The 24,654-nt window shown below is 69.6% G+C and carries 19 protein-coding genes; 9 read left to right on the top strand and 10 right to left on the bottom strand.

The annotated features are described in order from the left end of the window. Window positions 1–12: 12 nt before the first annotated feature. From C5E10_RS10140 to C5E10_RS10125, 4 genes are all read right to left on the bottom strand, one after another. Entirely contained in the window at window positions 13–357 is a 345-nt protein-coding gene (locus tag C5E10_RS10140) for a hypothetical protein (protein WP_104331525.1), read from the bottom strand. A gap of 2 nt (window positions 358–359) precedes the next feature. Beyond that, entirely contained in the window at window positions 360–887 is a 528-nt protein-coding gene (locus tag C5E10_RS10135; protein WP_146080224.1) for a hypothetical protein, read from the bottom strand. Window positions 888–954: 67 nt separating this feature from the next. Further along, entirely contained in the window at window positions 955–3,600 is a 2,646-nt protein-coding gene (gene valS, locus C5E10_RS10130) for a valine--tRNA ligase (protein ID WP_104331524.1), read from the bottom strand. Window positions 3,601–3,864: 264 nt separating this feature from the next. Next, window positions 3,865–5,739 (bottom strand): phosphoenolpyruvate carboxykinase (GTP), encoded by a 1,875-nt coding sequence (locus C5E10_RS10125; protein ID WP_104240910.1) that lies wholly within the window; start codon window positions 5,737–5,739, stop codon window positions 3,865–3,867. A 231-nt stretch (window positions 5,740–5,970) separates the two neighbouring features. Here C5E10_RS10125 and C5E10_RS10120 point away from each other — a divergent pair, with 231 nt between their 5' ends. Then, window positions 5,971–7,422, top strand: a complete 1,452-nt coding sequence (locus C5E10_RS10120; RefSeq protein WP_258071075.1) for a helix-turn-helix transcriptional regulator — start codon at window positions 5,971–5,973, stop codon at window positions 7,420–7,422. Between the two features lie 21 nt (window positions 7,423–7,443). Here C5E10_RS10120 and C5E10_RS10115 read toward each other — a convergent pair whose 3' ends face one another. Further along, on the bottom strand, window positions 7,444–7,980 hold the full coding sequence (locus tag C5E10_RS10115) for a metallophosphoesterase (protein WP_104331522.1): 537 nt from the start codon (window positions 7,978–7,980) through the stop codon (window positions 7,444–7,446). A gap of 128 nt (window positions 7,981–8,108) precedes the next feature. Between C5E10_RS10115 and C5E10_RS10110 the strand changes: the two genes are divergently transcribed. From C5E10_RS10110 to C5E10_RS10100, 3 genes are read left to right on the top strand one after another with little or no spacing between them, the layout of a single operon-like run. Beyond that, window positions 8,109–9,338, top strand: a complete 1,230-nt coding sequence (locus C5E10_RS10110) for a sensor histidine kinase (RefSeq protein WP_104331521.1) — start codon at window positions 8,109–8,111, stop codon at window positions 9,336–9,338. After that, complete coding sequence (locus tag C5E10_RS10105; RefSeq protein WP_104331520.1) at window positions 9,326–10,054, top strand: response regulator transcription factor; 729 nt, start codon at window positions 9,326–9,328, stop codon at window positions 10,052–10,054. The genes C5E10_RS10110 and C5E10_RS10105 overlap by 13 nt, the downstream gene beginning before the upstream one ends. Next, entirely contained in the window at window positions 10,051–10,893 is an 843-nt protein-coding gene (locus C5E10_RS10100; protein ID WP_104331519.1) for a hypothetical protein, read from the top strand. Before C5E10_RS10105 ends, C5E10_RS10100 begins: the two co-directional genes overlap by 4 nt. A 30-nt stretch (window positions 10,894–10,923) precedes the next feature. On the opposite strand, the gene nikE is transcribed toward C5E10_RS10100, so the two are convergent. Genes nikE through C5E10_RS10080 form a run of 4 tightly spaced genes read right to left on the bottom strand, consistent with a single transcriptional unit; the run spans window position 10,924 to window position 16,094 of the window. Then, the gene (gene nikE, locus C5E10_RS10095) at window positions 10,924–12,543 is read right to left on the bottom strand and encodes an ABC transporter ATP-binding protein (protein ID WP_104331518.1); all 1,620 of its coding nucleotides are present in this window, start codon (window positions 12,541–12,543) and stop codon (window positions 10,924–10,926) included. Next, window positions 12,540–13,424, bottom strand: coding sequence for an ABC transporter permease (locus C5E10_RS10090; RefSeq protein WP_104331517.1), 885 nt, complete (start codon window positions 13,422–13,424; stop codon window positions 12,540–12,542). The genes nikE and C5E10_RS10090 overlap by 4 nt, the downstream gene beginning before the upstream one ends. Further along, on the bottom strand, window positions 13,421–14,404 hold the full coding sequence (locus tag C5E10_RS10085; RefSeq protein WP_104331516.1) for an ABC transporter permease: 984 nt from the start codon (window positions 14,402–14,404) through the stop codon (window positions 13,421–13,423). Before C5E10_RS10085 ends, C5E10_RS10090 begins: the two co-directional genes overlap by 4 nt. 40 nt (window positions 14,405–14,444) lie before the next feature. Next, window positions 14,445–16,094 carry an ABC transporter substrate-binding protein gene (locus tag C5E10_RS10080; protein ID WP_104331515.1) on the bottom strand — a complete coding sequence of 550 codons (1,650 nt, stop codon included), beginning with the start codon at window positions 16,092–16,094 and terminating at the stop codon, window positions 14,445–14,447. A gap of 49 nt (window positions 16,095–16,143) precedes the next feature. Here C5E10_RS10080 and C5E10_RS10075 point away from each other — a divergent pair, with 49 nt between their 5' ends. Both C5E10_RS10075 and C5E10_RS10070 read left to right on the top strand, forming a co-directional pair. Further along, window positions 16,144–16,779, top strand: a complete 636-nt coding sequence (locus C5E10_RS10075; RefSeq protein ID WP_104331514.1) for a helix-turn-helix domain-containing protein — start codon at window positions 16,144–16,146, stop codon at window positions 16,777–16,779. Between the two features lie 176 nt (window positions 16,780–16,955). After that, window positions 16,956–18,449 carry an HNH endonuclease signature motif containing protein gene (locus C5E10_RS10070; RefSeq protein ID WP_146080223.1) on the top strand — a complete coding sequence of 498 codons (1,494 nt, stop codon included), beginning with the start codon at window positions 16,956–16,958 and terminating at the stop codon, window positions 18,447–18,449. A 78-nt stretch (window positions 18,450–18,527) separates the two neighbouring features. On the opposite strand, the gene C5E10_RS10065 is transcribed toward C5E10_RS10070, so the two are convergent. Beyond that, on the bottom strand, window positions 18,528–19,013 hold the full coding sequence (locus C5E10_RS10065; protein WP_104331512.1) for a hypothetical protein: 486 nt from the start codon (window positions 19,011–19,013) through the stop codon (window positions 18,528–18,530). Between the two features lie 342 nt (window positions 19,014–19,355). Here C5E10_RS10065 and ileS point away from each other — a divergent pair, with 342 nt between their 5' ends. The 3 genes from ileS (at window position 19,356) to C5E10_RS10050 (ending at window position 24,654) form a co-directional block, all read left to right on the top strand. After that, complete coding sequence (gene ileS, locus C5E10_RS10060) at window positions 19,356–22,646, top strand: isoleucine--tRNA ligase (RefSeq protein ID WP_104331511.1); 3,291 nt, start codon at window positions 19,356–19,358, stop codon at window positions 22,644–22,646. A gap of 230 nt (window positions 22,647–22,876) precedes the next feature. Further along, window positions 22,877–24,205 (top strand): folylpolyglutamate synthase/dihydrofolate synthase family protein, encoded by a 1,329-nt coding sequence (locus tag C5E10_RS10055; RefSeq protein ID WP_104240911.1) that lies wholly within the window; start codon window positions 22,877–22,879, stop codon window positions 24,203–24,205. Further along, window positions 24,202–24,654: a DUF4233 domain-containing protein gene (locus C5E10_RS10050; protein WP_258063084.1), complete on the top strand. Its 453-nt coding sequence runs from the start codon at window positions 24,202–24,204 to the stop codon at window positions 24,652–24,654. Before C5E10_RS10055 ends, C5E10_RS10050 begins: the two co-directional genes overlap by 4 nt.

Below are 24,654 nucleotides of genomic sequence, written 5' to 3'. Positions count from 1 at the left end.
GGGCGTCGTCGTTCAGGCGCGGGGCGCTGGCTCCGGGAAGAGGTCGTCGTCATCTTCGTCTTCGTCGAACACGTCGTGCTCGGGGGAGTCGGCGACGCCGACACCAGCTCCGACCGGTTCCTCGGCGCCGCTCACGTGCACCGAGCCGTCAGTGCGGAGCGCGACCCGCGGCCCCTGTTCGAGCTCGGCGACGGGCCGCCCCTCGAGCCAGGTGAGCGTCCACCACAGCTTCGAGACATCGTCGACCGTCGGGGAAAGGACGCGCTCCTGAGCGGAGCAGGCCTCGACGAACTCCGGGTACTTCTCGAGCGAGCGTGGCGGGCGGCTGCCCGCCCGCCACCGTTCGCCGATGAGCACGTCTAGCCCTCGTTCTGCTGGCGGGAGTCGACGGAGATCTCGAAGCGGACCTCGTCGCTGCGGCTGCCCATGCGCGCGGACTGCTGCAGGCCGACCTCGTCCTCGGCGTCGACCAGCCACGAGATGGCGTCGAAGCCACGCTTCGCGGCCGCGGCGAACACCGCGCCGAGGAGCTCCTCGTTGACGGCAGCCCGGTTCGAGTCGGCGCCCGAGTACTTCGCCTCGATGTTCAGCACCGTGCGCGCACCGCGGATGTCGAGGCGCTCACGGAACAGCACGTAGCCGCGGGGCTCGCCCTCGACGAACGCGATCATGCCCTCGAGGTTGCCCGTCTTGCTGGCGACGTGGCGCCATACGCCGAGCGCGCGCCCGTCGTTCGAGCTCTCGCCCAGCGCATCCACGTGCTGCGCGAACAGCGGCTGCCAGACGAAGTAGTCGGTCGGGCCCATGGCCCTGACCTCGATGCTGGGACGCGCCGCGGCGCGGTCCCGTGTTCGCTTGCGGGGCTTGGCCTTTTCAGGAACTGTCATGCCGGCCCTGACTCCTCTTCTGTCACTGACGTCGCTGCTGCACTCAGACTTGGGGGGAACCCCCAGCCTACGACGATGCCTCGGTCTGCGGGACGACGAGCAGCTCGATATCCCGGACCTCGAGCGCCTCGGCGACCTCGAAGTCGAGCTGCTCGATGCGACCGACGTGGCGGAGATCCGCGGATGCGAGGCGAAGCAGCGCCACCGACTCCTCGGGCGCCGCGATGACCGCACTCGCCACTGGCGTCTTCTGGGAAGCCTTCGCCGCGGTCTTCGCGCCGCGGATGCTCGTGAGGGCCGTGCTCGTCAGTGCGAGGAGCGCGCCGTCCTGGTCGCCGGCCGCCGCGAGGTCCGCCGACGTCGGCCAGGCCGCCGTGTGCAGCTCGGAGTCGTGCCACCACGACCATGACTCGGCGGTCGCGAACGGGATGAACGGGGCGAAGAGGCGCTGGAGCACGTCGATCGCCGAGCGCATGGCGGTGACGGCCGAGGCCTGAGCCGCGGCGTCCTCGCCGGCGCCGTACGCGCGCTCCTTCACGAGCTCGAGGTAGTCGTCGCAGAACGTCCAGAAGAACGTCTCGGTGACTTCGAGCGCGCGAGCGTGGTTGTAGTCGGAGAACGCCTTCGTCGCCTCGCCGACGACTCGGTTCAGCTCGGCGAGCATCGAGCGGTCGAGTGGCTCCGTGACCTCGCCGACGTGGTCGCCGTAGCCCAGCACGAGCTTCGACGCGTTGAGCACCTTGATCGCGAGGCGGCGGCCGATCTTGATCTGCGTCGGGTTCTTCGGGTCGAACGCCGCGTCGGTGCCGAGGCGGCTGGAGGCTGCCCAGTAGCGGACGGCGTCGGAGCCGTGCGCCTGGAGCATGTCGGCGGGCGTGACCACGTTGCCCTTCGACTTCGACATCTTCTTGCGGTCGGGGTCGACGATGAAGCCGGAGATCGTGGCGTTCGACCAGGGGGCGACGCCGTGCTCGAGCTGCGCGCGCAGGACGGTCGAGAAGAGCCACGTGCGGATGATGTCCTGGCCCTGCGGGCGCAGGTCGTAGGGGAAGACGAGACCGAAGAGCTCCTCGTCGGACTCCCATCCACCAGCGAGCTGCGGGGTGAGGGAGGAGGTCATCCAGGTGTCCATGACGTCGACCTCGCCGAGGAAGCCGCCAGCCTCGCCCCGCTGCGCCTCGGTGTAGCCGTTCGGGACGTCGGAGGACGGGTCGACGGGCAGCTGCGACGCATCCGGGGTGATGGGCGACTCGTACTGCACCTCGCCGTCGGCGTCGATGGGGTACCAGACGGGGATGGGCACGCCGAAGAAGCGCTGGCGCGAGATGAGCCAGTCGCCGGAGAGGCCCTCGACCCAGTTCTCGTAGCGCACGCGCATGAAGTCGGGCCAGAAGGAGATCTCGCGGCCGAGCTCGATGAGGCGGGCCTTGAGGTCGACGTCGGTTGCGCCGTTCTTCACGTACCACTGGCGGGTGGAGACGATCTCGAGCGGGCGGTCGCCCTTCTCGAAGAACTTCACGGGGTGCTGGATGGGCTTGGGGTCGCCGACCAGGTCGCCGGACGCCTGGAGGAGCTCGACGACCGCCTTCTTGGCGCTGAACACGGTCTTGCCGGCGAGCTCGGCGTACGCGGCCCTGCCTGCCTCGCTCGTGATGGCCTCTGGGGCGTCCGCGATGAGGCGGCCGTCCTTGCCGAGCACGGTGCGGTTGGGGAGCTTCAGCTCACGCCACCACACGACGTCGGTGACGTCGCCGAACGTGCAGATCATGGCGATTCCGCTGCCCTTGTCCTTCTGGGCGAGCGGATGCGCGAGCACGGGCACCTCGACGCCGAACAGGGGCGTCGTGACGGTCGTGCCGAAGAGTGGCTGGTAGCGCTCGTCGTCGGGATGCGCGACGAGAGCCACGCACGCGGGGAGGAGCTCGGGGCGCGTCGTCTCGATGAAGATCGGCTCGCCGCCCTCGCCGCCCTCGCCGCCCTCGCGCGCGAAGCCGATGCGGTGGTAGGCGCCCGGCTGCTCGCGGTCTTCGAGCTCGGCCTGCGCGACGGCCGTGCGGAAGGTGATGTCCCACAGCGTCGGAGCCTGGTCCTGGTACGCCTCGCCGCGCTCGAGGTTGCGGAGGAACCCGAGCTGGCTCTTGCGGCGCGAGGAGTCGTCGATCGTGCGGTAGCTCTGCGTCCAGTCGACCGAGAGGCCGAGCTGGCGCCAGAGCTCCTCGAAGGCCTTCTCGTCCTCGATGGTGAGCTGCTCGCACAGTTCGATGAAGTTGCGGCGCGAGATGGGCTGCTGGTCGGCGGCCTTGATGCTCTTGCCGTCGCCACCCTCGTGCGGCGGCGTGAAGTCGGCCTCGTAGGGGAGCGATGGGTCGCAGCGCACGCCGTAGTAGTTCTGCACGCGTCGCTCGGTGGGGAGGCCGTTGTCGTCCCAGCCCATCGGGTAGAAGACGCGCTTGCCGCTCATGCGCTGGAAGCGCGCGACGACGTCGGTGTGCGTGTACGAGAAGACGTGGCCGACGTGGAGCGAGCCAGACGCCGTGGGGGGAGGCGTGTCGATCGAGTAGATGTCGCCTCGAGTCGCGCCTTCGCGGTTGAAGCGGTAGGTGCCGGAGTCCTCCCAGCGCTCACCCCACTTGACTTCGAGGCCCTCGAGGACGGGCTTGTCAGGAATGCCCTGAGTTGAGGAAGAAGAAGGAACTGAGGGCGAGCTGGACATGCACACTCCGTGTCGATGTTGGCGGCACCGAGTCTGGGGTGCCTGTTGTGAACCCATCTAGGGTAGCGGCTCCAGGGGTGTCGCGGGTTGCCGGGCGGGTCGCGTGCGAGGGCAAGGAAAAGCCCCTCAGGGGCGCATCCTTGAGGGGCTCAGCTGCGAACACAGGGGTTCGAGCTGCCAGGAGTTGTGCGCCCCTCCGCGCCACGCGCGCGCGGAGGGGCACAGCTTGCGGCGAGTGGTCGGAGTCCCGCTCGCCGCCGTCTGTCAGGCCCCGATGGGGGCCTTGGTCTGGGTGGATGCGGCAGCCGCGTCCAGCGCGCCGTGCACGGCGTCGAGCTCCGTGTAGAGCGCCGCGGGGACCTTCTCGCCGATGCTGTCGAAGTACTCGCGGGTCACGCCGACCTCCACGAGCCAGGACTCGGGGTCGACCGTGAAGATCTCCTCGAGCGCGGCGGGCTCGAAGCCCTCGAGGCCAGAGATGTCGATGTCGCTCGTCACGGGCAGCTGGCCGATGGGGCTCTCCAGCGAGTCGGCACGGTTCTCGAGCCGATCGACGATCCACTTCACGGCGCGCACGTTCTCGCCGAAGCCGGGCCAGAGGAACTTGCCGTCCTGGTCCTTGCGGAACCAGTTGACCTGGAAGATGCGGGGTGCCTTGTCGCCGAGGTCGGCGCCGATGTTCAGCCAGTGTCCCCAGTAGTCGGCCATGTGGTAGCCGGCGAAGGGCTGCATGGCGAAGGGGTCGCGGCGCAGGATGCCGACTGGGCCCTCCGCGGCTGCGGTCTGCTCGCTGGCGAGCGTCGCGCCGAGGAAGCAGCCGTGCTGCCAGTCCTTCGACTCGAAGACCAGCGGGACGTTGCTCGCACGGCGGCCGCCGAAGAGGATCGCGTCGACGGGCACGCCGTCCGGAGCCTCCCAGGCGGGGGAGAGGGTCGGGCACTGCGAGGCGCGCACCGTGAAGCGGGCGTTCGGATGCGCGGCCTTCGTTCCGGACTCGGGAGTCCAGTCGTTGCCCTGCCAGTCGATGAGGTGCGCTGGCGCCTCGTCGGTCATGCCCTCCCACCAGACGTCGCCGTCGTCGGTCAGCGCGACGTTCGTGAAGATCGTGTTCGTCGTGATGGTCTCCATCGCGACGGGGTTGGTGTCGTAGCCCGTGCCGGGTGCGACGCCGAAGAACCCGAACTCCGGGTTGATGGCGTTGAGTCGCCCGTCGGCCGCCTTGCGCATCCACACGATGTCGTCGCCGAGCGTCTCGACCTTCCAGCCATCGAGCTTGGGCTTCATCATCGCGAAGTTCGTCTTGCCGGTCGCGGAGGGGAATGCCCCCGTGAGCGTGTAGGTCTTGCCCTCAGGGCTCGTGACCTGGATGAGGAGCATGTGCTCGGCCATCCACCCCTCGTCGTGCCCCATGGCCGAGGCGATGCGCAACGCGAAGCACTTCTTGCCGAGGAGCGCGTTGCCGCCGTACCCGGAGCCGTAGGAGATGATCTCCCGCGTCTCGGGGAAGTGGGTGATGTACTTCGACTCGTTGTGCGGCCAGGCGACGTCGGGGCGGCTCGAGCCGTCCTCGAACTCGAGCGGGAAGCCGACGGTGTGCAGCGCCTTCACCCAGTCGCGTCCGGGCGTGAGGTGCTCGAGGGCGCCGTCGCCGGAGCGGGTCATGAGAGCCATCGACAGCACGACGTACGGGGAGTCCGTGATCTCGACGCCGTACTGCGTGATCGCACCGCCGAGCGGGCCCATTGCGAAGGGAACGACGTACATGGGGCGGCCGCGCATTGAGCCGTCGAAGAGGCCGCTCAGCTCTGCCTTCATCTCGGCGGGCGCACGCCAGTTGTTCGTGGGACCCGCGTCTTCCTCGTTCTCCGAGCAGATGTAGGTGCGGCTCTCGACGCGGGCGACGTCGCCGGCGTCGGAGCGGGCGAGGTAGGACCCGGGGCGGAGCTCTTCGTTGAGCTTGATGAGCGTGCCTGCCTCGACCATCTCGGCGGTGAGGGCGTCGATCTCGGACTGGGAGCCGTCGCACCAGACGATGCGGCTCGGCTTCGTCAGCGCGGCGATCTCGCGGACCCAGTCGTTGACTTCCGGGTTCGCTGCCCGCTGCGGGACGTCGAGGTGGTCATGTGCCTGTTCAGTCATTTCGATGCTGCTTTCACGGTTCTGCATGCGAGCTGTCTCCGTCTCGCATACGTGCATGGCGTCGTACACCCAGTGTTGACCTGCGCCGGACGCCACGGGATGGAGATTGGCCGAGAAAAATGGCAAAATTTCACACATCAGCAATTCAGATGCCCGGAGGCACCCATGAGCGGACTCGGTCCTTTCCCCGCTGCGCAAAAATCGACAGCAACCACAGGGAAAGGCGGCGCAGTGGATTCCCTCCTGCTCGGGCGGCGCATCCGCTACTACCGCAAGGAGCGCTCGCTCACACTCGAAGCGCTCGGCGAGAAGACCGGGCTGCTCGCCAGCCAGCTCTCGCTCATCGAGAACGGCAAGCGCGAGCCGAAGCTCTCCGTGCTGCAGCAGCTCGCCGAGGTGTTCGACGTCGACCTCGGCGAGATGCTCGCCAACACGCCGCCGGATGACCGCTCCCGCCTCGAGATCGAGCTCGAGCGCGCGCAGACCTCGACCGTCTACCAGGAGCTCGGGCTCCCGCGCATCCCCTCGACGAAGTCGCTTTCCGACGAGGTGCTGCGCGCCCTCACCGGCATGCACAGCGAGATCGTGCGCCGCCGGACCGAGGCGAGCGCGACGCCCGAGGAGGCGCGGCGCGCCAACACCGAGCTGCGGCTCGCGATGCGCGCCCACGACAACTACATGCCCGACCTCGACAAGCTCGCCGACGAGCTGCTCAGCCGGGTGGACCACACGCGCGGCGCCCTCATGCACCACTCGGTCGGCAAGATGGCCGACCACCTCGGGTTCCAGCTCATCTACGTCAACGACCTGCCCAGATCGACGCGCTCCATCACCGACCTCGAGAACGGCCGCATCTACCTGCCGCCGGCCTCCATCCCCGGCGGGCACGGGCTGCGCGCGATGGCGCTGCAGGCGATGGCGCACCGGGTGCTCGGCCACCGCCGCCCCGAGGACTACGCCGACTTCCTGCGCCAGCGCCTCGAGATCAACTACTTCGCGGCGGCCTGCCTCATGCCCGAGGCGCGCTCTGTCGCGTTCCTTCGCGACGCGAAGGAACGCCGCGACATGGCCGTCGAGGACTTCCGGGACGCGTTCGGCGTGACCCACGAAGCCGCCGCCCTGCGCATGACGAACCTGCTCACCTCGCACCTCGACATCAAGCTGCACTTCCTGCGCGTCGACGACAAGGGCTCCATCTCGAAGGCCTACGAGAACGATTCCCTCCCGCTCCCGCAGGACGTCACCGGCTCCGTCGAGGGCCAGTTCGTGTGCCGGAAGTTCTCGGCCGTGAGCGCCCTCGCCCGGACGAACCGGACCACGGAGACCTACCAGTACACCGACACCCCTGCCGGCACGTTCTGGTGCTCCACGCAGACCGGGCACGCCGACGCCGGCGAGTTCTCCATCACGATCGGCGTGCCGTTCGACGAGGCCCGCTGGTTCCGCGGGCGCGACACGAAGCAACGCGCGTCGTCGACCTGCCCGGACGGTGCGTGCTGCCGCACGCCCGGGGCGGACCTCAGCGAGCGCTGGTCGGCGAAGGCCTGGCCGAGCGCCCGAGTGCACGCGCACGTGTTCTCGCCCCTCCCGACGGGCGACTTCCCCGGGGTCGACCAGCGCGAGGTGTTCGAGTTCCTCGAGCGCCACGACATCGACGCCGACACGGCGACCGCCGACGCGTAGCCGGGAGCCGGGACCCGGTGCTCAGTCAGCGCCGTCGGCGTCTGGAACCAGATCACCAGTGCGCGCGTCCCGCAGCTCCACCCGTGTGAGCTGCCCGGCACTCACCCGCGCGCTCAGGTAGGTGACCCGCGGCTGTCGGCGACGGTCGGTGGGGGAGCCGGGGTTGAGGAGGCGCAGCCCATTGGGGGTGGTCGTGTCCCACGGGATGTGGCTGTGCCCGAAGACGAGCACGTCGGTGTCGGGGAAGAGCGTGTCCATGCGGCGCTCCCGCCCCGCCTTCTGCCCGGTCTCGTGGGTCATCGCGAAGCGGACGCCGTCGAGTTCGACGCGGGCGACCTCCGGGAGGCGCGCCCGCAGCTCGGGGCCGTCGTTGTTGCCCCACACGCCGATCGTCCTGCGCGCCCGAGCCTGCAGCGCATCGAGCGTGTCGCTGTCGACCCAGTCACCGGCATGGAAGACCACGTCCGCGCGTTCGATCGCCCGCCAGAGCACATCCGGGAGGGCCTTCGCGCGCTTCGGGAGGTGGGTGTCGGCGAGGATCACGACGTCCAGAGTCATGCATCCATGCTCGCAGCTGCGCCCGGATTCCTCCCGATGCGGGGGAAGACCATCTGGGGGAAAACCCCCGCTGAGGAGTGAGGGATGCTCCGTGTCGCGGCGAAGCGCGCGACCATAGCGTTGTGGACATGAAGAACAACGTCAAGCAGCTGAGTCTGACCTCGCTGCACCTCGCCGCCGGCGGCGTCATAGCGCCGCTCCTCCTCTCGCTCATGTTCGGCCTCCTGGGACTCGGCGTCGGACTGCTCTTCGTGCTGGGCGTCGGCGTCGTCGTCCTCGCCGGCCTCGCGTTCTCGTTCCGCGCCGTCTCCGCCTTCGAGCGGCGCCGGGTGGCGGCGCTCTACAGCCGGCCGCTCGACGACGCCGGGATGCGCCGCTCGCGTCGCCGCGACGGCTGGCGGTTCGTGCTCACGCCGCTCGTGCAGTTCACCGACGGGGCGAACTGGAAGGCGATGCTGCACCTCGTTATCGTCGCGGTGCTCGGAACGCTCTCCCTCGGCGCCCTGCAGCTCGGCGTCTCCGGTGTCTTCGCGCTCTTCTCGCCGCTGCAGAACCGGGAGACCCTGACGGTCTGGGGCATGGACTTCGCGGTCACCCCGTTCATCGGCCTGCTGATCGGCATCGGCATGCTGCTGGTCGCCGTCGCCCTCATCGTCGCGTTCGCCTACGTGCAGCGCGCGGCGTCCATCAGCCTCCTCTCCCGCGACCGGGAGCAGCAGCTCGAGGAGGAGGTGCGCGACGCGGGGCGTCGCCGCACCGTCGCGGTTCGCGGCGCCGCCACGGAGCGTGACCGCATCGAGCGTGACCTGCACGACAGCGTGCAGCCGAGGCTCGTCTCGATCGGCATGACGCTCGGCATGGCCAAGCAGAAGCTCGACTCGGATCCCGCCAGGGCTGCCGAGCTCATCGACGAGGCGCACGCCTCGACGAAGGACGCCGTCACCGAGCTGCGGCAGCTGGCCCGTGGGTTCCAGCCCGCCGTGCTCACCGACCGTGGCCTCGACGCCGCGCTCTCGGGGCTCGCTGCCCGCTCGCACATTCCTGTCGTGCTCGATGCGCAGCTCCCCGGACGCTGCTCGAAGGATGCGGAGGCCGCCGTCTACTTCGCGGTCGCCGAGTCGCTCGGCAACGCGGCAAAGCACTCCGGTGCGTCGGAGATCTCGGTGCAGGTCCGCATGCGCGGCTCGATGCTCTGGGCCCGCATCCAGGACGACGGACTTGGAGGGGCACGTCTCGTCCCTGGCGGCGGACTCGACGGGGTCACCGACCGCATCGAAGCGGCAGGCGGCGCGATCATGATCTCGAGCCCGCCGGAAGGCCCGACGACGATCGAGGTGAGCGTGCCATGCGCATCCTGATCTGCGAAGACTCCGCGCTCCTGCGGGAGGGAATCGCCCGCCTGCTGGAGGACGCCGGCCACACCATGGTGGGCATCCTCGCTGACGACGGCAGGCTCGACCGGCTCGTCGCCGAGACCGACCCGGAGCTCGTCATCCTCGACGTCCGCCTGCCACCGGGGTTCACCGACGAGGGCATCCGGGCGGCGCTCCGGCTCCGGGCCACCGACTCGGGCCTCGCCGTGCTGGTCCTCTCGCAGTACGTGGAGGAGCGGTACGCGTCCGAGCTCATCTCGAGTTCGAGGGGCGGGCTCGGCTACCTCCTCAAGGACCGGGTCGCCGACGTCGAGCAGTTCCTCGCCGGCGTCGACAGCGTCGCGGCCGGCGGCACGGTGCTCGACCCAGAGGTCGTCGCCCAGCTGCTCGCCCGGAAGACCAGGGATGCGCGTTTCGAGCGCCTCACGCCCCGCGAGTCCGAGGTGCTCGGGCTCATGGCCGAAGGTCGCTCCAACCACGCGATCGCCGAGGCGCTCCACGTCAGCGCGGGGAGCGTCGAGAAGCACATCTCGGCGGTCTTCCAGAAGCTCGAGCTCGACCAGGGCGACGGCGGCAACCGCAGGGTGCTCGCCGTGCTCGCCCACCTCGACGGGCAGGGGCATGCGCCCCGTCCGCAGCCACAGACACACCTCGATGGACAGGGCCTCAACGCCCGCGCCACGAACGGAGAACTCCGATGACCACGCCACCTCTCGAGCCCGACACCCGCCCAGACGGGGACGCCGACGGCATCAGCCCGAAGCGATTCGGTTGGATCACCATCACGGTCGCGATCATCGGCGGCATGGTCGTCGCCGGAACCGTGACCAGCGGATTCTTCGCCAACCTCCGCGACGTCCTGCGCGACGAGACCACGATCAGCCAGTCGATCGCCGGCGTCACCGCGCTGCGCGTCGACATCGACTCGGTCGGCATGGAGATCGAGTTCGGCGACGTCTCGCAGGCCGAGCTGCGTGTGCAGTCGAAGGGGTTCACGAAGGCCGGCGCGTGGCAGCTCGTGACCGAGGGTGGCGAGCTCGTCGTCGAGCGGGTGGGCGGCAGCAGGAACGGCGGCGGGTTCGGTGAGGAGGAGCTCTCGCTGACCCTCCCGGAGAGCCTGGAGGACGGGGAGCTGGACGCGCAGGTCAACGTCACCTCGGGGGCCGCGACCATCGACGGCGACTTCGGAGACCTGGTCATCGAGACGAACTCTGGCGCGAGCAACTTCGAGGGGTCGGCGGCCAACCTGAGCCTCACGACGGGGTCTGGCGCTTCCAACATCGACGCCGAGGTGTCGGGGGATGTGGTGCTCGCCGCAAACTCGGGGGCCCTCAACGCCATCTTCGGGGGAGCGGCCCCGAAGAGCACCGACATCTCGATCGAGTCGGGCTTCGGGAGCGTCTCGCTGCCGGACGGCACCTACAAGCTCGAGACGGGCTTGAACGAGTCGGGGATGGCCAACGTCAATGTCCGGCAGTCGGACTCCGCCAAGAACACGCTCTCGGTGTCCGTCGGCTCGGGGTTCCTGACGGTCGAGTAGGCGATACCAGCGGCGATGCGCCCGGTCGGCTCAGCGCACCTCGAGGCTCTTGTGGGCGTCGAGGAGTGCGCGGCTGGCCGGGTGCTTCGGCGTGGAGAACAGCTCGGACACGGATGCCGTCTCGACGATCTCGCCGTCGCTCATGACGGCGACTCGGTCGGCGAGCTGCGCGACGACGGCGAGGTCGTGCGAGATGAACAGGCAGGCCAGGCCCAGCTCGTCGACCAGACGTGCGAGAAGCGCGAGCACCTGCGCCTGCACGGTCACGTCGAGGGATGAGACGGGCTCGTCGCACAGCAGCACCTCGGGTTCGGGGGCGAGCGCGCGGGCTATGGCGAGGCGCTGGCGCTGGCCGCCGCTCAGATGGAGCGGGCGGAGACCGGCGATCGAGCCGTCGAGCCCGACTCGCTCGAGCGCCGCGTCGATGGCGTCTCGCCTGGTCCGGACGGACGTCGAGCGCCCCGCGGTGAGCGCGTCGGCGAGGATCTCGCCGACCGTGCGCCGAGGATCGAAGCTGGAGAGCGCATCCTGGGGCACGTAGCCGAGCTTCGTTCGGCGGGCACGGCGCAGGCGCTCGGGGGCGGGGCTCCAGGCGCCGCCGAGGAACGACACGGTGCCAGCGTCCGGCCTCTCCAGACCGAGCGCGATGCGGGCCAGCGTCGACTTGCCGGATCCCGAGCTGCCGACGATCCCGAGCGTCTCGCCGCGCGAGAGCGTGAAGGACGCCTCCCGCACGGCCTGGATGGGCGCGCCCCCCGCTCCTCGGAAGGTCTTCGAGACGCCGCGCACCTCCAGGAGCGGCCCAGGCGCATCCACCGCGGGCGTGGCCGTGAGCGAGTCGAGAGCCGCCTTCGGCTGCGCGGCGAGCAGCTGGCGAGTGACCCTGTGCTCGGGAGCGGTGAAGAGCCGCGCCGTCGGCGCCGTCTCGACGATGAGTCCCTCGCTCATGACGGCGACCCGGTCGGCGAGGCGCTGGACGACGCCCAGGTCGTGGGTGATGAAGAGCATCGTCATGCCGTCGGCCTTGAGTGCGGCGAACAGCTCGATCAGCTGCGCCTGCACGGCCTGGTCGACGGAGCTCGTCGGCTCGTCGGCGATGAGCAGCTCGGGTTCCCCCGCCAGGGCGGCGGCGATGAGCACACGCTGTCGCTGGCCGCCGGAGAGCTGACCGCTGCGGCGACGTGCGATCGACGTGGGATCCTCGAGACCGGCCCGCCCGAGCAGTTCGAGGACGCGGCTGCGACGCGCCTCGCGCCCGAGGTCGGTGTGCAGCCGCAGCGCGTCGTCGACCTCCCGCCAGACGGGGCGGAGCGGGTCGAGCGCGACCAGCGCATCCTGGTGCACGAGACCGATGCGAGCGCCGCGGATCGACCGCCAGTCGCCGTCGCGACTCGCCAGTGGCAGGTCGACGCCGCCGAGGCTGAGCGTGCGAGCCTCCACTCGGGCGCCGTCGCCGCTCAGCCCGAGCAGCGCCCTGGCGGTCACCGACTTGCCGGAGCCCGACTCGCCGACGAGTGCGAGGCACTCGCCGCGCCGCACGTCGAAGGAGACTCCGCGCACCGCCTCGAAGTCGCCGAAGGAGATGTGCAGCTCTTCGGCCCGCACGGTCGGCGCTTCCCGCCGGGGTTCCGGGCTCGACGCGTCGCTCATCCTGCCTGCCTCGTGCGCTGCTGCATGATGCGACCGAGCATCGTCGCCGTGACGGCCGCGCCCACGATCGCGGTGCCGGGGAAGATGGTGAGCCACCAGCTGCCGGTCGGCAGGTAGAGGCGGCCGGCGGAGAGCATCGATCCCCATTCCGGGCTGGGGGGCGGTTCGCCGAGGCCCAGGTAGCTGAGTGCAGCCGCCCACACGATGGCCTGGCCGAGGCCGAGCGTTGCGAGCGAGAAGAGGGGCCAGGCGACGTTCGGCAGCAGCGTCCTCGTGAAGCTGTGCCAGCGCGACCTGCCGAGCACGAGGTCCGCCTCCATGTAGGCGCTCGCCCGCACGCGCAGCACCTGCGAGCGGATGAGGCGCGCGTAGCCAGGGGCAGTCGAGAGGCCGACCGCGATGGTCGTCGTGACGACGCCAGGGCCCGCGAGCGTGATGAGCAGGAGCGCGAGGAGGATGCCGGGGAAGGCGAAGAAGACCTCGACGATCCTCGTCGTCCCGAAGTCGAGCCATCGGGGTCCGAGGCCCGCGGCGAGGCCGAACACCGCGCCGAGAAGGAGCCCGATCACGGTTGCGAGGGCGCCGATCGTGAGCGACGACGAGGCGCCGTGCACGATGCGGGTGTAGACACCCCTGCCGGACTCATCCGTGCCGAGTGGATGCGCGGGTACGGGCGGCGAGAACGCATCGGCGGGGTTCACGGCGAGCGGGTCGCCAGGGGCGAGGAGCTGCGGGAAGACCGCGGCGAGCAGGTAGATCGCCGCCACGGTGAGCCAGACGCCGAGCCAGAGCCCGCGCCGGGGGCCGGAGCGGGTGCGGCCGTCGCGTTGTCCCGTCGTGCCCTCACGAGCGTCCCGGACCGCTGCCGCGTCGAGACTCATGCGGTCACGCCCGCTCGGTCGCGCGAGCGCGGATCGATGATCGGCTCGATCAGGTCGGTCAGGACGGTGACGAGCATGTAGGCGGCCGCGACGACGACGAGGACCCCGATCACGTAGGGCACGTCCCTCGCGCCAACCGCGTAGAGCAGGGAACGGCCGAGTCCTGGCCTCGCGAAGATCGTCTCGACGACCACCGCACCGGAGACGAGGGACCCGAGGGCCCAGCCGCTGAGGCCGACTGCCGGGATCGCCGCGTGGCGCAGCACGTGCCGCCAGAAGATGCCGCTCGGGCCCTCGCCCCGCGCTCGTGCGGCCAGCACGAACGGTGACTCGAGGGCGTCGAGCATCTGCTCGCGCATGACCTGCCCCAGGTACCCGGCGAGGGGGAGCGCGAGGGTGACGCTCGGCAGGATGAGCCCGGAGAGCCCCGGACCCGAGACGGCGACGGGGAGCCCGAGCATTCCAGCGAAGATCAGCACGAGCACGGAGGCCAGCCAGAAGTGCGGCACCGCGGCCGCGACGACCTCGAGCGTCGATGCGATGCCCCACGCGATTCGGCTCCTCCCGGTCGACCACCAGGCCACGGTGAGCGCGATCGCCCAGGCGAGGAGGAGGGAGAGACCGGCGAGGGCCAGCGTGCCGGGCAGCTGCTCGCCGATGAGCGACGCGACGCTCTCGCGCTGGGCGTAGCTGAAGCCGAGGTCTCCGGTCGCCGTGCGCCACAGCTGCGCGAGGTACTGGAGGAAGAGCGGCTGGTCGAGCCCGTTCTCGGCGCGGGCCTGCGCGACGGCCTCGGCGCTCGCGTTGGATCCCGGCCCGCCGAGGATCGCGAGCACGGGGTCGCCAGGCACGGCGCGCACCGCGAAGAAGGTGACGGTGACGACGGCCCACAGCACGAACAGTGCGCCGCCGAGACGCAGGAGGATGCGCGGAATCAGCGGCAGCAGGTGTGCCGCGCGAGATCGCGCATCCTTCGTCATCGCTCGATTGTCTCGTGCGCCGTGCTCAGGCGTGGTCCAGCTACTCGATGGTGACGTTCACGAGCGATGGCACGTTGACGTTCGGCTGGAGGCGGAAGCCGTGCACGTTGGCGCCGTAGGCGAACTGCACCGTCTGGTCGTAGAGCGGGATGACGGTGCCGCTGTCGATGATGAGCTGCTGGGCCTCGCCGTAGAGCCGCTTGCGCTCGGCGTCGTCACTCGTCTTCACGGCCGCGTCGAGCGCCTCGTCGAGAGCGGGCAGCGAGAGGCCGGTGTTGTTGGCGTGGTAGCCGCTCGGGGCGGGGGTGATGCTGTCGGTCGAGTAGACGATGCGGAGCACGTCGGCGGAGTTCTTCGAGTACGGCGCGACGATGGCATCGAACTCCCACGTGCCGCTGCGCTCGTACCAGGTCGAGAGGTCGAGCAGCTCGAGCTGCACATCGAAGCCCACCTCGGAGCTCGTCGCGCCGATCTGCTCGAGTACGGAGATCTCGGCCGGGATCGACTGGTTCGTGGAGACCGGGAATGCGACCTCGAGGCGCTCGCCGTTCTTCGTGCGGACGCCGTCGGCGTCGCGTTCGGTCCAGCCGGCCTCGTCGAGCAGCGTGGATGCGCGTGCCGCGTCGAACTCGAAGGAGTCGGGGTGCGAGGTCGCGAAGGGTGTTGCGCTCGAGAGCACGGAGGTCGACCGGTCGAGGGTGCCGAAGTAGAGCGACTCGACCGCAGCGTCGATGTCGGCCGAGGCGGCGAATGCCTCGCGCACCTTGGGGTCGTCGAAGGGCGCGCGCGTCGTGTTGAGCTCGACGCGTGCCGTCACACCGGGGCGTGCGCCGATGAGCGTCTCCTCCGTGCCGTTCGCCTGGAACTGCGAGAGCGCATCCGGCTGCACGGAGTCGATGATGTCGACCTGGTCGGACTGGAGTGCGGCGAGGCGGGTGGCGGCGTCTGGGATGAACTTCCACTCGATGGTGCCGACCGTCGCTCCGGGCTGGCCTTCGCTCGTCACGCCGTCCTGCGGCGCTGTCGTGTGGTTCTCGTTGCGCGTCAGCACGACCTGGGACTGCTTCTCCCACGACGCGACCTGGAAGGCGCCGGTGCCGATCGGGGCGAGGCAGTTCTGCTCGGTCCCGCGCTCGAGCCCGGCGGGTGACTCGATGGCCAGCCAGGTCTGTGCGAGCGACTCGAGGAGCGCGCTGTCCGGCTCGCTGAGGTCGAAGCGCACGGTGCGCGCGTCGACCGCGACCGCTTCGGAGACCTTCCCCAGGGCGAGGATGGCCGTCGAGGAGGCGGTCTCGGGGTTCTTGATGTGCTCGACGTTCGCGACGACGGCGTCCGCGTCGAACGGGGTGCCGTCGGTGAAGCTCACGCCCTCCTTGAGGGTGATCGTCCAGCTCAGCTGGTCGTCAGACGCTTCGGCTCCCGTTGCCAGCCATGGGATGATCTCCCCTGCGTCGTTCTTCGAGAAGAGCGACTCCAGGAACTGGTTCGCGAGGATCGCCTGGGGCCAGTTGCCGCCGACGTGCGGGTCGAGGCACGTGGGCTCAGCGTCTCCTGAGGCGTACCTGAGGGTTTGCGGCTGGTCCGACGAGGTCGCCTCGCTGGAGCATGCGGCAAGTGGCACGATGAGGGCTGCGGCGAGGGCGAGGAGCGCGATGGGCTTCGCCGCGGGGCGGGTGGCTGATGCTGGCACTCGGAGAGTGTAACTGCTTATTTGAACACCATGCAGAAATGAGAAGGTGATGACGGAGCACGAGGAACGGGTCGCGCGTCGAGGCCGACCCTCCGCGTCGAGTCGCGAGACGCTCGAAGAGGCCGCCCTCGAGCTGTTCCTCGAGCAGGGCTACGAGCAGACGAGCGCGAGCGACATCGCCCGCCGTGCTGGCGTCGCGAGGAGCTCGTTCTTCAACTACTTCACCGCCAAGGCCGACGTGCTGTGGGTCGGTCTCGACCCGCTCCTCGCCGAGGTTCCTCCTCGGCTCGAGGCGGCCGCGACCGAGCTCGTCGCGGGCGGCGCCCCGAAGAGGGGAGACGGCCTCGCGACGCTCCGGAAGGTGCTGCTCGAGATCGCCGACACGGTGCAGCCCGAGACCGTTCGCTGGGCGGGCTCGCTGCGCAGCGTGGCAGGCACGAGTGCAGACCTCGCCGCGACTGGCACGAAGCGCGCTCTGGCCCAGCAGTCGGCGCTCACGGACTTCCTCGCCCGAGCGGAGCCGGGGCTGGGGCGGCTGCAGCGCACCGTCTGCGCAGGCTCCATCATCTCGGCGACCATCGCCGCGACCGTGTTCTGGATCGAGGAGGGGCCGACCCGAGGCAGCTTCTCGAGCGTCGTGGACGAGGCGAGCGCCCCGATCTTCCTGGCGTACTCGGCCGAGTAGGCCTGCGGTGCTCGAGGCGTTCGGCCTCGCGACGCGCGCTGTGGCCTGGTGTCCTCTGATCCGGAGCTTCTCGGTTCGATTCTGTCTTCGAAGAACGTCGATAAATTCCTGATCAACGAGCCCATGGTGACGCTCTAAGTGCTAGGCTCGAGGTGATCCCGGGGGGGGAGATCATCATGGTTCTTGGGCAGAGTGGCACGGGGCGCAACGAGGCGACCTCCAGGCGGTCGTCGCCGGAGACCGCGACGGTCGACGGGCTCATCGCGTCCCCCGGCCACGCTCCGGCTTTGCTGGCGATGGAGATTCCCGTGGTGATCGCGGAGTTCGCGAGCCGTCGGCGCGCACTGGACGCGGCGTTGGTCGAGGTTGCGGGGGAGGTGCTTCGTCGTGACGAGGAGGGCTCGGCGCCCGACGAGCTCGTTCGGAGCATGGGCTTCTCCAACCTCGCGGAGATGCTCCAGCAGCTCCTGGGGGTTCCCTACGCCGAGGCCGGGTCGCTGGTTCGCGTCGCGGAGGCCACCCGCGCCCCGATGAGTCTGACGGGCGAGCATCTCGGGCCGGCACATTCGGCCGTTGCGACCGCCCTTGCAGCCGCGCAGATCTCGCTCGGGCAGGCGTCTGCGATCGTGCAAGGTCTGAAGCCCGTGAACGGTCGTGCCGAGCGAGCGCATCTCGACGCGGCTGAGACGGAGCTCGTCGACTCGGCGCGGGGCGTGAACCCAGAAGATCTCGCTCCGGCAACTCCGGAACTGCTTCGGGTCCAGGCGGCGCAGTGGGTGGCGTTCCTCGACCCCGACGGCACGGAGCCACTCGCGGAGCGCGTTGCGCGCAAGCGGGGATTCTGGATGCGGGAGCGTTCGGACGGCACGGTCACGGGGCGATTCGTCGCGACTCCGGAGCAGGGGGAGCTGCTCCGGAAGGTGTGCGAGACGGTCACCTCGCCCCGCCGCAAGGTTGCCTTCGAAGACGTCCCGCCCATCGGGAGCGCTGGCGCTGACGAACGCGGTGCCGAGGGAGTCGATGCGGCGGACGTCGATGTCTCGCATCCGGACGAGCGAATCCCTGACCAGCGCACGCCCGCCCAGCAGCGTATGGACGCCGTGGAGTTGGTCTTCGCGCGATTCGCGGAAGCCCCGGACGCTCCCCGCGCGAGCGGAGAGGCGCCCACCGTGGTCATCACCACGACAGACGCTGGCCTGAAGGGAGAGGCCAAGCGCCCAGCCGACGTGCCGCACCTCGAGCGCACCGGAACGCCGGTGCCGCCGAGCCTGGTCGCGAAGACCCTCTGCGACGGGTTCGTTCAGGTGGCGCTCCTGGGCTCGAACGGAGAACCGTTGAGACTCGGCCGCCGTCAGCGGTTGTACAGTCGCGCGCAACGCAGAGCGCTCGCCTCCCGCGACGGGGGCTGCATCACCCCGGGCTGCTGGAAGCCGCCGGGCATGTGCGAAGCGCACCACACCACGCCGTGGGTTGAGGGCGGCTTCACGAACGTCGACGAGGGAGTGCTCCTCTGCAGCTTCCATCACCACCTGGCCCACAAGAACCAGCTTGACGTCGTGCGCGACCGGACGGGCAGATGGCGAGCCCTCAGACCGGGCTGGGAATACCGGCTCTTCCGGCGCAGAACTCTGCGCGGATCAGCGCTGCAGGAGCAGTCTCACGGGAGCTGACTGCAGTCGAGACCGTCGCGCTCGGGCCGAACCCTCGCAAGGGGCGGAGAGCGCCGGTCAGAGGTCCTTCCGGTGCCTCTAGCTCGTCTGCAGCTCGCAGTAAGCAGTCAGCGACGAGAGGGCCGACTCGACCTCGCCGAGCTGCGTCAGGATGCTCGCGGCGGCCGCGAAGCCACCCTCGCCGTTCGTGAGCTCCCCAGCTGTGGTCTGCAGCTCCGTCACCTCGGTGACGAGCGTGTCGACGTGCGTCTTGAGGTCGGGGTCCGTGACGCTCTGCTGCAGCGTCGTGAGGCTGGCGCCTACGGTCGCGAGCGTCGCGACGGCTCCGGGGATATCACCGGGCACCTGGTCGGGGATGCCCTGGACGCTTGTGCTGATCGAATCGATCTCGGCCTGCACGTCCGCGCAGGTTCCGCCGCCGTCGGCCGTCGTGGCCTCGGTCGTCGTCGCAGCCGAGGGAGACGGAGTCGCCGTCTCCCCTCCGCCGAGCGCTGAGCATCCCGTGAGCGCGATGGTCGCGAAGATGCCGGTCGCTGCGAGCTTCGAGAGGTGAGAGGTGAGCATGCGCTGAGTGCCGTCCGTCGATGAATCCAGAAGAAGCGAGCGTACACAGCCTTCCCTTGAGCCTGGCCTGTCCGTTTCGCGCAGCATGCCCAGGCGCGTACGATGTTGGCAGCATGACTGTGATCCGCCCATCAGCGGGGAGTCCCCGGAAGAACGGTGAGCGAGCCTCTCGAGGAACGCGAACCAAGTAGAACCGGTCGGGAGGGCCCGTCACAGCCCGGAACGAGTGGCGAGCGCCTCCGGAGCATCATCTGGGGGAGCGCGCAATCGGGGTGGTACCGCGCCGGAAGGCGTCCCTGAAGCAGACCAAGCACATCCACTTACTGCCAGGAGTTCCACCGCATGAGCTACCCGAAGGCCTCGTTCGGACCAGCCGCCGATCCCGCCAGCTCGACGAGAGACGGCGTCGCCGCCTCGCCGTCGTTCCCGCGCCTCGAAGAGCGGGTGCTCGACTTCTGGCGCGAAGACGGCACCTTCCAGGCCTCCATCGACCAGCGCGAGGGCGCCGAGGAGTGGGTCTTCTACGACGGCCCTCCCTTCGCGAACGGGCTCCCGCACTACGGGCACCTCCTCACCGGGTACGCCAAGGACGTCTTCCCCCGCTACTTCACGATGCGCGGCCGCCAGGTGCACCGCCGCTTCGGCTGGGACACACACGGCCTGCCCGCCGAGCTCGAGGCCATGCGCCAGCTCGGCATCCAGTCGAAGGCCGAGATCGAGGCCATGGGCATCGACACGTTCAACGACGCCGCCCGCGAGTCGGTGCTCAAGTACACCCGCGAGTGGCAGGAGTACGTCACCCGCCAGGCCCGCTGGGTCGACTTCGAGAACGACTACAAGACGCTCGACATCTCCTACATGGAGTCGGTGCTCTGGGCCTTCAAGAAGCTCTACGACGACGGCCTCGCCTACGAGGGCTTCCGCGTGCTGCCGTATTGCTGGAACGACGAGACGCCTCTCTCCAACCACGAGCTGCGCATGGACGACGACGTCTACCAGATGCGCCAGGACCAGACGGTCACCGTCACCTTCCCGCTCGAGGGGGAGCGTGCGGATGCGCTTGGCCTCGCCGGCGTGAAGGCGCTCGCCTGGACGACGACCCCGTGGACCCTCCCGACCAACCTGGCCCTCGCGGTCGGCCCCGAGATCGACTACGCCGTCGTGCCAGCTGGCCCGCTCGGCGCGGCAGACGGCACGGAGACGGGAGCGGGCTCCTTCCTGCTCGCCAGTGCACGCGTCGCGGCCCATGCCAAGGAGCTCGGCTACGAGAGCGCGGAGGACGCGGTCGACGCGACCAGTCGCACCCTCACGGGCGCCGAGCTCGCCGGCGTCCGCTACCAGCGCCTGTGGGACTTCTACGCCGACACCGAGACCTACGGCACGCAGAACGCGTGGCAGTTCCTGCTCGGCGACTACGTCACCACGACCGACGGCACCGGCATCGTGCACCAGGCGCCCGCCTACGGTGAGGACGACAAGGTGCTCAGCGACGCCGCCGGCATCCCGACGATCCTCTCCGTCGACGAGGGTGGCAAGTTCCTCGCCGCCGTCGGGCCCGTCGCCGGCCTGCAGGTCTTCGACGCCAACAAGCCGCTCACCCAGCTCCTGCGGGCCGATGGCCGGCTGTTCAAGCAGGCCAGCTACGAGCACTCCTATCCGCACTGCTGGCGCTGCCGCAAGCCCCTCATCTACAAGGCCGTCTCGAGCTGGTTCGTGCGCGTCACGCAGTTCCGCGATGAGCTCGTCGAACTCAACCAGCAGATCGACTGGGTGCCGGACAACGTCAAGGACGGCCAGTTCGGCAAGTGGCTCGAAGGGGCCCGCGACTGGTCGATCAGCCGCAACCGGTACTGGGGCAGCCCCATCCCCGTGTGGAAGAGCGACAACCCCGACTACCCGCGCATCGACGTCTACGGCTCGCTCGACGACATCGAGCGCGACTTCGGGGTGCGACCGACCGACCTCCACCGCCCGTTCATCGACGAGCTCACGCGCCCGAACCCGGACGACCCGACCGGCGCATCCACGATGCGGCGCATCCCCGATGTCCTCGACGTGTGGTTCGACTCCGGCTCCATGCCGTACGCGCAGGTGCACTACCCGTTCGAGAACCGCGAGTGGTTCGACTCGCACTCGCCCGCCGACTTCATCGTCGAGTACATCGGGCAGACGCGCGGCTGGTTCTACGTCATGCACGTGCTCTCGACGGCGCTCTTCCACCGCCCCGCGTTCAAGCGGGTCGTGAGCCACGGCATCGTGCTCGGCAACGACGGTCGCAAGATGTCGAAGAGCCTCCGCAACTACCCGGACGTGCAGGAGGTGTTCGACCGAGACGGGTCGGATGCCATGCGCTGGTTCCTCATGGCGAGCCCCGTGCTGCGCGGCGGGAACCTCATCGTGACCGAGGAGACGATCCGCGAGGGCGTCCGCCAGTTCCTCCTCCCGCTGTGGTCGACGTACTACTTCTTCACGACCTACGCGAATACCGCGGTCGGCTCGACCCAGGCGTACGAGGCGACGTTCCGCACCGACTCGAGCGATGTGCTCGATCAGTACATCCTCGCCAAGCTGGGCGTGCTCGTCTCCGAGGTGCAGGCAGACCTCGAGGCGCTCGACTCGACGACCGCCGCATCGCGCCTGCGCGACTTCGGCGACGTGCTCACCAACTGGTACGTGCGTCGCTCGCGTGACCGCTTCTGGCGAGGAGTGACCGACGACGCCACGAGCACTGAGGCGTTCGACACGCTCTACACCGTGCTCGAGACGCTCACGCGCGTCGCCGCGCCACTCACGCCGCTCATCTCCGAGACGGTGTGGCGCGGGCTCACGGGCGGCCGCAGCGTGCACCTCACCGACTGGCCGGACGCGTCGGCGTTCCGAGGCGATCAGGCGCTCGTCGACTCGGTGGATGCGGTCCGCCGCGTCACGAGCTCGGCGCTGTCCCTGCGCAAGCAGGCCGGGCGCCGCGTGCGCCTCCCGCTCGCGAGTCTCACCGTCGTCGCGCCGAACACGGACGCGCTCGAGCCCTTCGCGAGCATCCTGCGCGACGAGCTCAACGTGAAGTCCGTCGAGTTCGAGCGCTTCGTCGCCGAGTCCGAGGCCAAGTACGGCATCGACCGCGTCCTGCAGGTCAACGCGCGCGCCGCCGGCCCGCGCCTCGGCAAGCAGGTGCAGCTGGCGATCAAGGCCTCGAAGTCCGGAGACTGGAGCGAGGTCGACGGCGTCGTCACGGCTGGCGGACTGCAGCTCGAGGCGGGTGAGTACGAGGTCAAGCTCGTCACCGCAGGCGAGAGCGACGACCGAGCCATCACCCTGCTGCCGAGCGGCGGCATCCTCGTCCTCGACACGAACGTGAGTGCGGAGCTCGCCGCGGAGGGCCTCGCGCGCGACGTCGTGCGTGCGATCCAGGATGCGCGCAAGGAGGCGGGACTGGAGGTCTCCGACCGCATCCGCCTCGCCCTGCGCGCCGACGACGCGTCGGTCGCCGCCATCGAGGCGCATCGGGAGCTCATCTCGGGGGAGACCCTCGCGGTCGAGTTCCAGGTCACCGGCGGACTCGCGTCGCCGGCTGACGACGAGGTGAGCGCGGACACGTATGGAGCCCTTGAGATCGACGTGGAGGTAGTGGCGTGAGCGAACGCGACCAGCAGGATTCCGGCGACTGGGAAGAGCAGTCCGGCGAATCGGACGCCTCGGACGCATCCGGCGACTTCGAGCTCGAGCCGAGGGACATCGCCGAGACGTTCACGCCGGCGCTCTCCGACGACGAGGACGAGGTCCTGACGGAGCGCGAGGAAGACGAGCGGACGCTCCTCGAGGGCACCGACTGGGCCAGCGAAGGCGAGCGTGTCTTCGACGAGCTCATGGAGCGCGTGGGGGAGGCGGCCCCAGAGCCGCGACTCCACGCGACGAGGCGCGCCGTCGAGCTCCTGGGAGACGTGCACACGGCGTACCCGGTCATCCACATCACGGGCACCAACGGCAAGAGCTCGACCGCACGCATCATCGAGACCGTGCTGCGCGCCCACGGCCTGCGCACCGGCCTCCTCACGAGTCCGCACCTGGAGCGCATCAACGAGCGCATCGCCGTCGACGGAAGCCCCATCAGCGACGAGCGACTCGTCGCGAACTGGGAGGACATCACGCCCTTCCTCTCGATCGTCGATGCGGAGCTCGAGGCGGCGGGAGAGCCGCGCCTCACGTTCTTCGAGGCCCTCACGGTGCTCGCCTACGCGTGCTTCGCCGACGCTCCCGTGGATGTCGCTGTGGTCGAGGTGGGCATGGGAGGCGAGTGGGACTCCACGAACGTAGCCGACGGCGAGGTCGCCGTCTTCACGCCCATCGCGCTCGACCACACGCAGCGACTCGGCAGGACGCTCTCGGAGATCGCGCGCACCAAGGCCGGCATCATCAAGCCCGCCGCGCGCGTCGTCACGGCAGAGCAGCAGCCCGAGGTGCTCGCGGAGATCACACGTGCCGCAGAGATGTCCGAGGCGCACATGTACGCCGAGCCGAAGGACTTCTCCGTCGTCAGCAACCAGCTGGCCGTCGGCGGACGCCTCGTGACGGTTCGCGGCGTCGCTGGCACGTACGAGGACCTGCTGCTGCCGCTGGACGGCGAGTACCAGGCGCACAACGCCGCCGTCGCGCTCGCTGCGGTCGAGGCGTTCTTCGGCGCGAACCGGAGCCTGCGCGATGAGCTCGTCGAGGCGGCGTTCGGCGAGGTGAAGTCGCCGGGTCGCCTCGAGCGCATCGGCGTCACCCCGCCCATGCTCATCGATGCCGCCCACAACCCGCACGGCGCCGAGGCGCTCGCGAGGGCCGTGACCGAGTCGTTCGACTTCTCGCGCGTCGTCGTGGTGCTCGGAGTCCTGGCGGACAAGGACGCGGCCGGCATCGTCCGCGCCCTGCAGCCCATCGCGGAGCGCTTCGTCGTCACCCAGTCCGACTCGGTGCGCGCCATCGACGCCGAGGAGCTCGGCGACATCGTGCGCGAGGTCACCGGCGGCGAGCCCGAGGTGCTCGAGCGAGCGGAGGATGCCATCGAGCGCGCCCGCGAGATCGCCCTCGATCTCCTCGCCGAGGGTGCAGATGATGGCAGGAACGCCGCAGTGCTCATCACGGGCTCCGTCACGCTCATCGGCACCGCGCTCACCCTCTCGCGCGACGAAGGCTGGGCGCAGGAGTCGTGAGTCGGCGCAACAGCGGCCGGCTGCCCCGTCAGCGCAGCATCCGCGAGGTCATCGGCTCCATCTTCCTGGGCTTCGAGCTCTTCGTCGTCTTCCTCGGCACGCTGCTGGTGTTCGGGATGCGCGTGCTCGAGCCCGTTCCAGCGTTTGCGCTCGGCCTCACCTTCGCCGTGCTCATCGTCGTGACGATCGGGCTGCTCAGGTACGAGTGGGGGATCTGGCTCGGGTGGGCCGTGCAGATCCTGCTCGTCGCCGCCGGTTTCCTCCACCCCGGTATGTTCGTGGTCGGGGCGCTGTTCCTCGCATCCTGGACGTACTTCATGTGGAAGGGCGGCCAGATCGACCGGCAGCGCGCTCCGATCATCGCCGAGTACAACCGTCGCCTCGCGGCGGGTGAGATCGGCGTCGACGGGATGCCCATCACGGAGCAGAACGACCCACCGAGCAGCTGA

It is taken from the genome of Pseudoclavibacter sp. RFBG4, from assembly GCF_002931515.1.
GTDB lineage: Bacteria > Actinomycetota > Actinomycetes > Actinomycetales > Microbacteriaceae > Pseudoclavibacter.
This window is presented reverse-complemented; position numbering and strand designations above follow the sequence as displayed.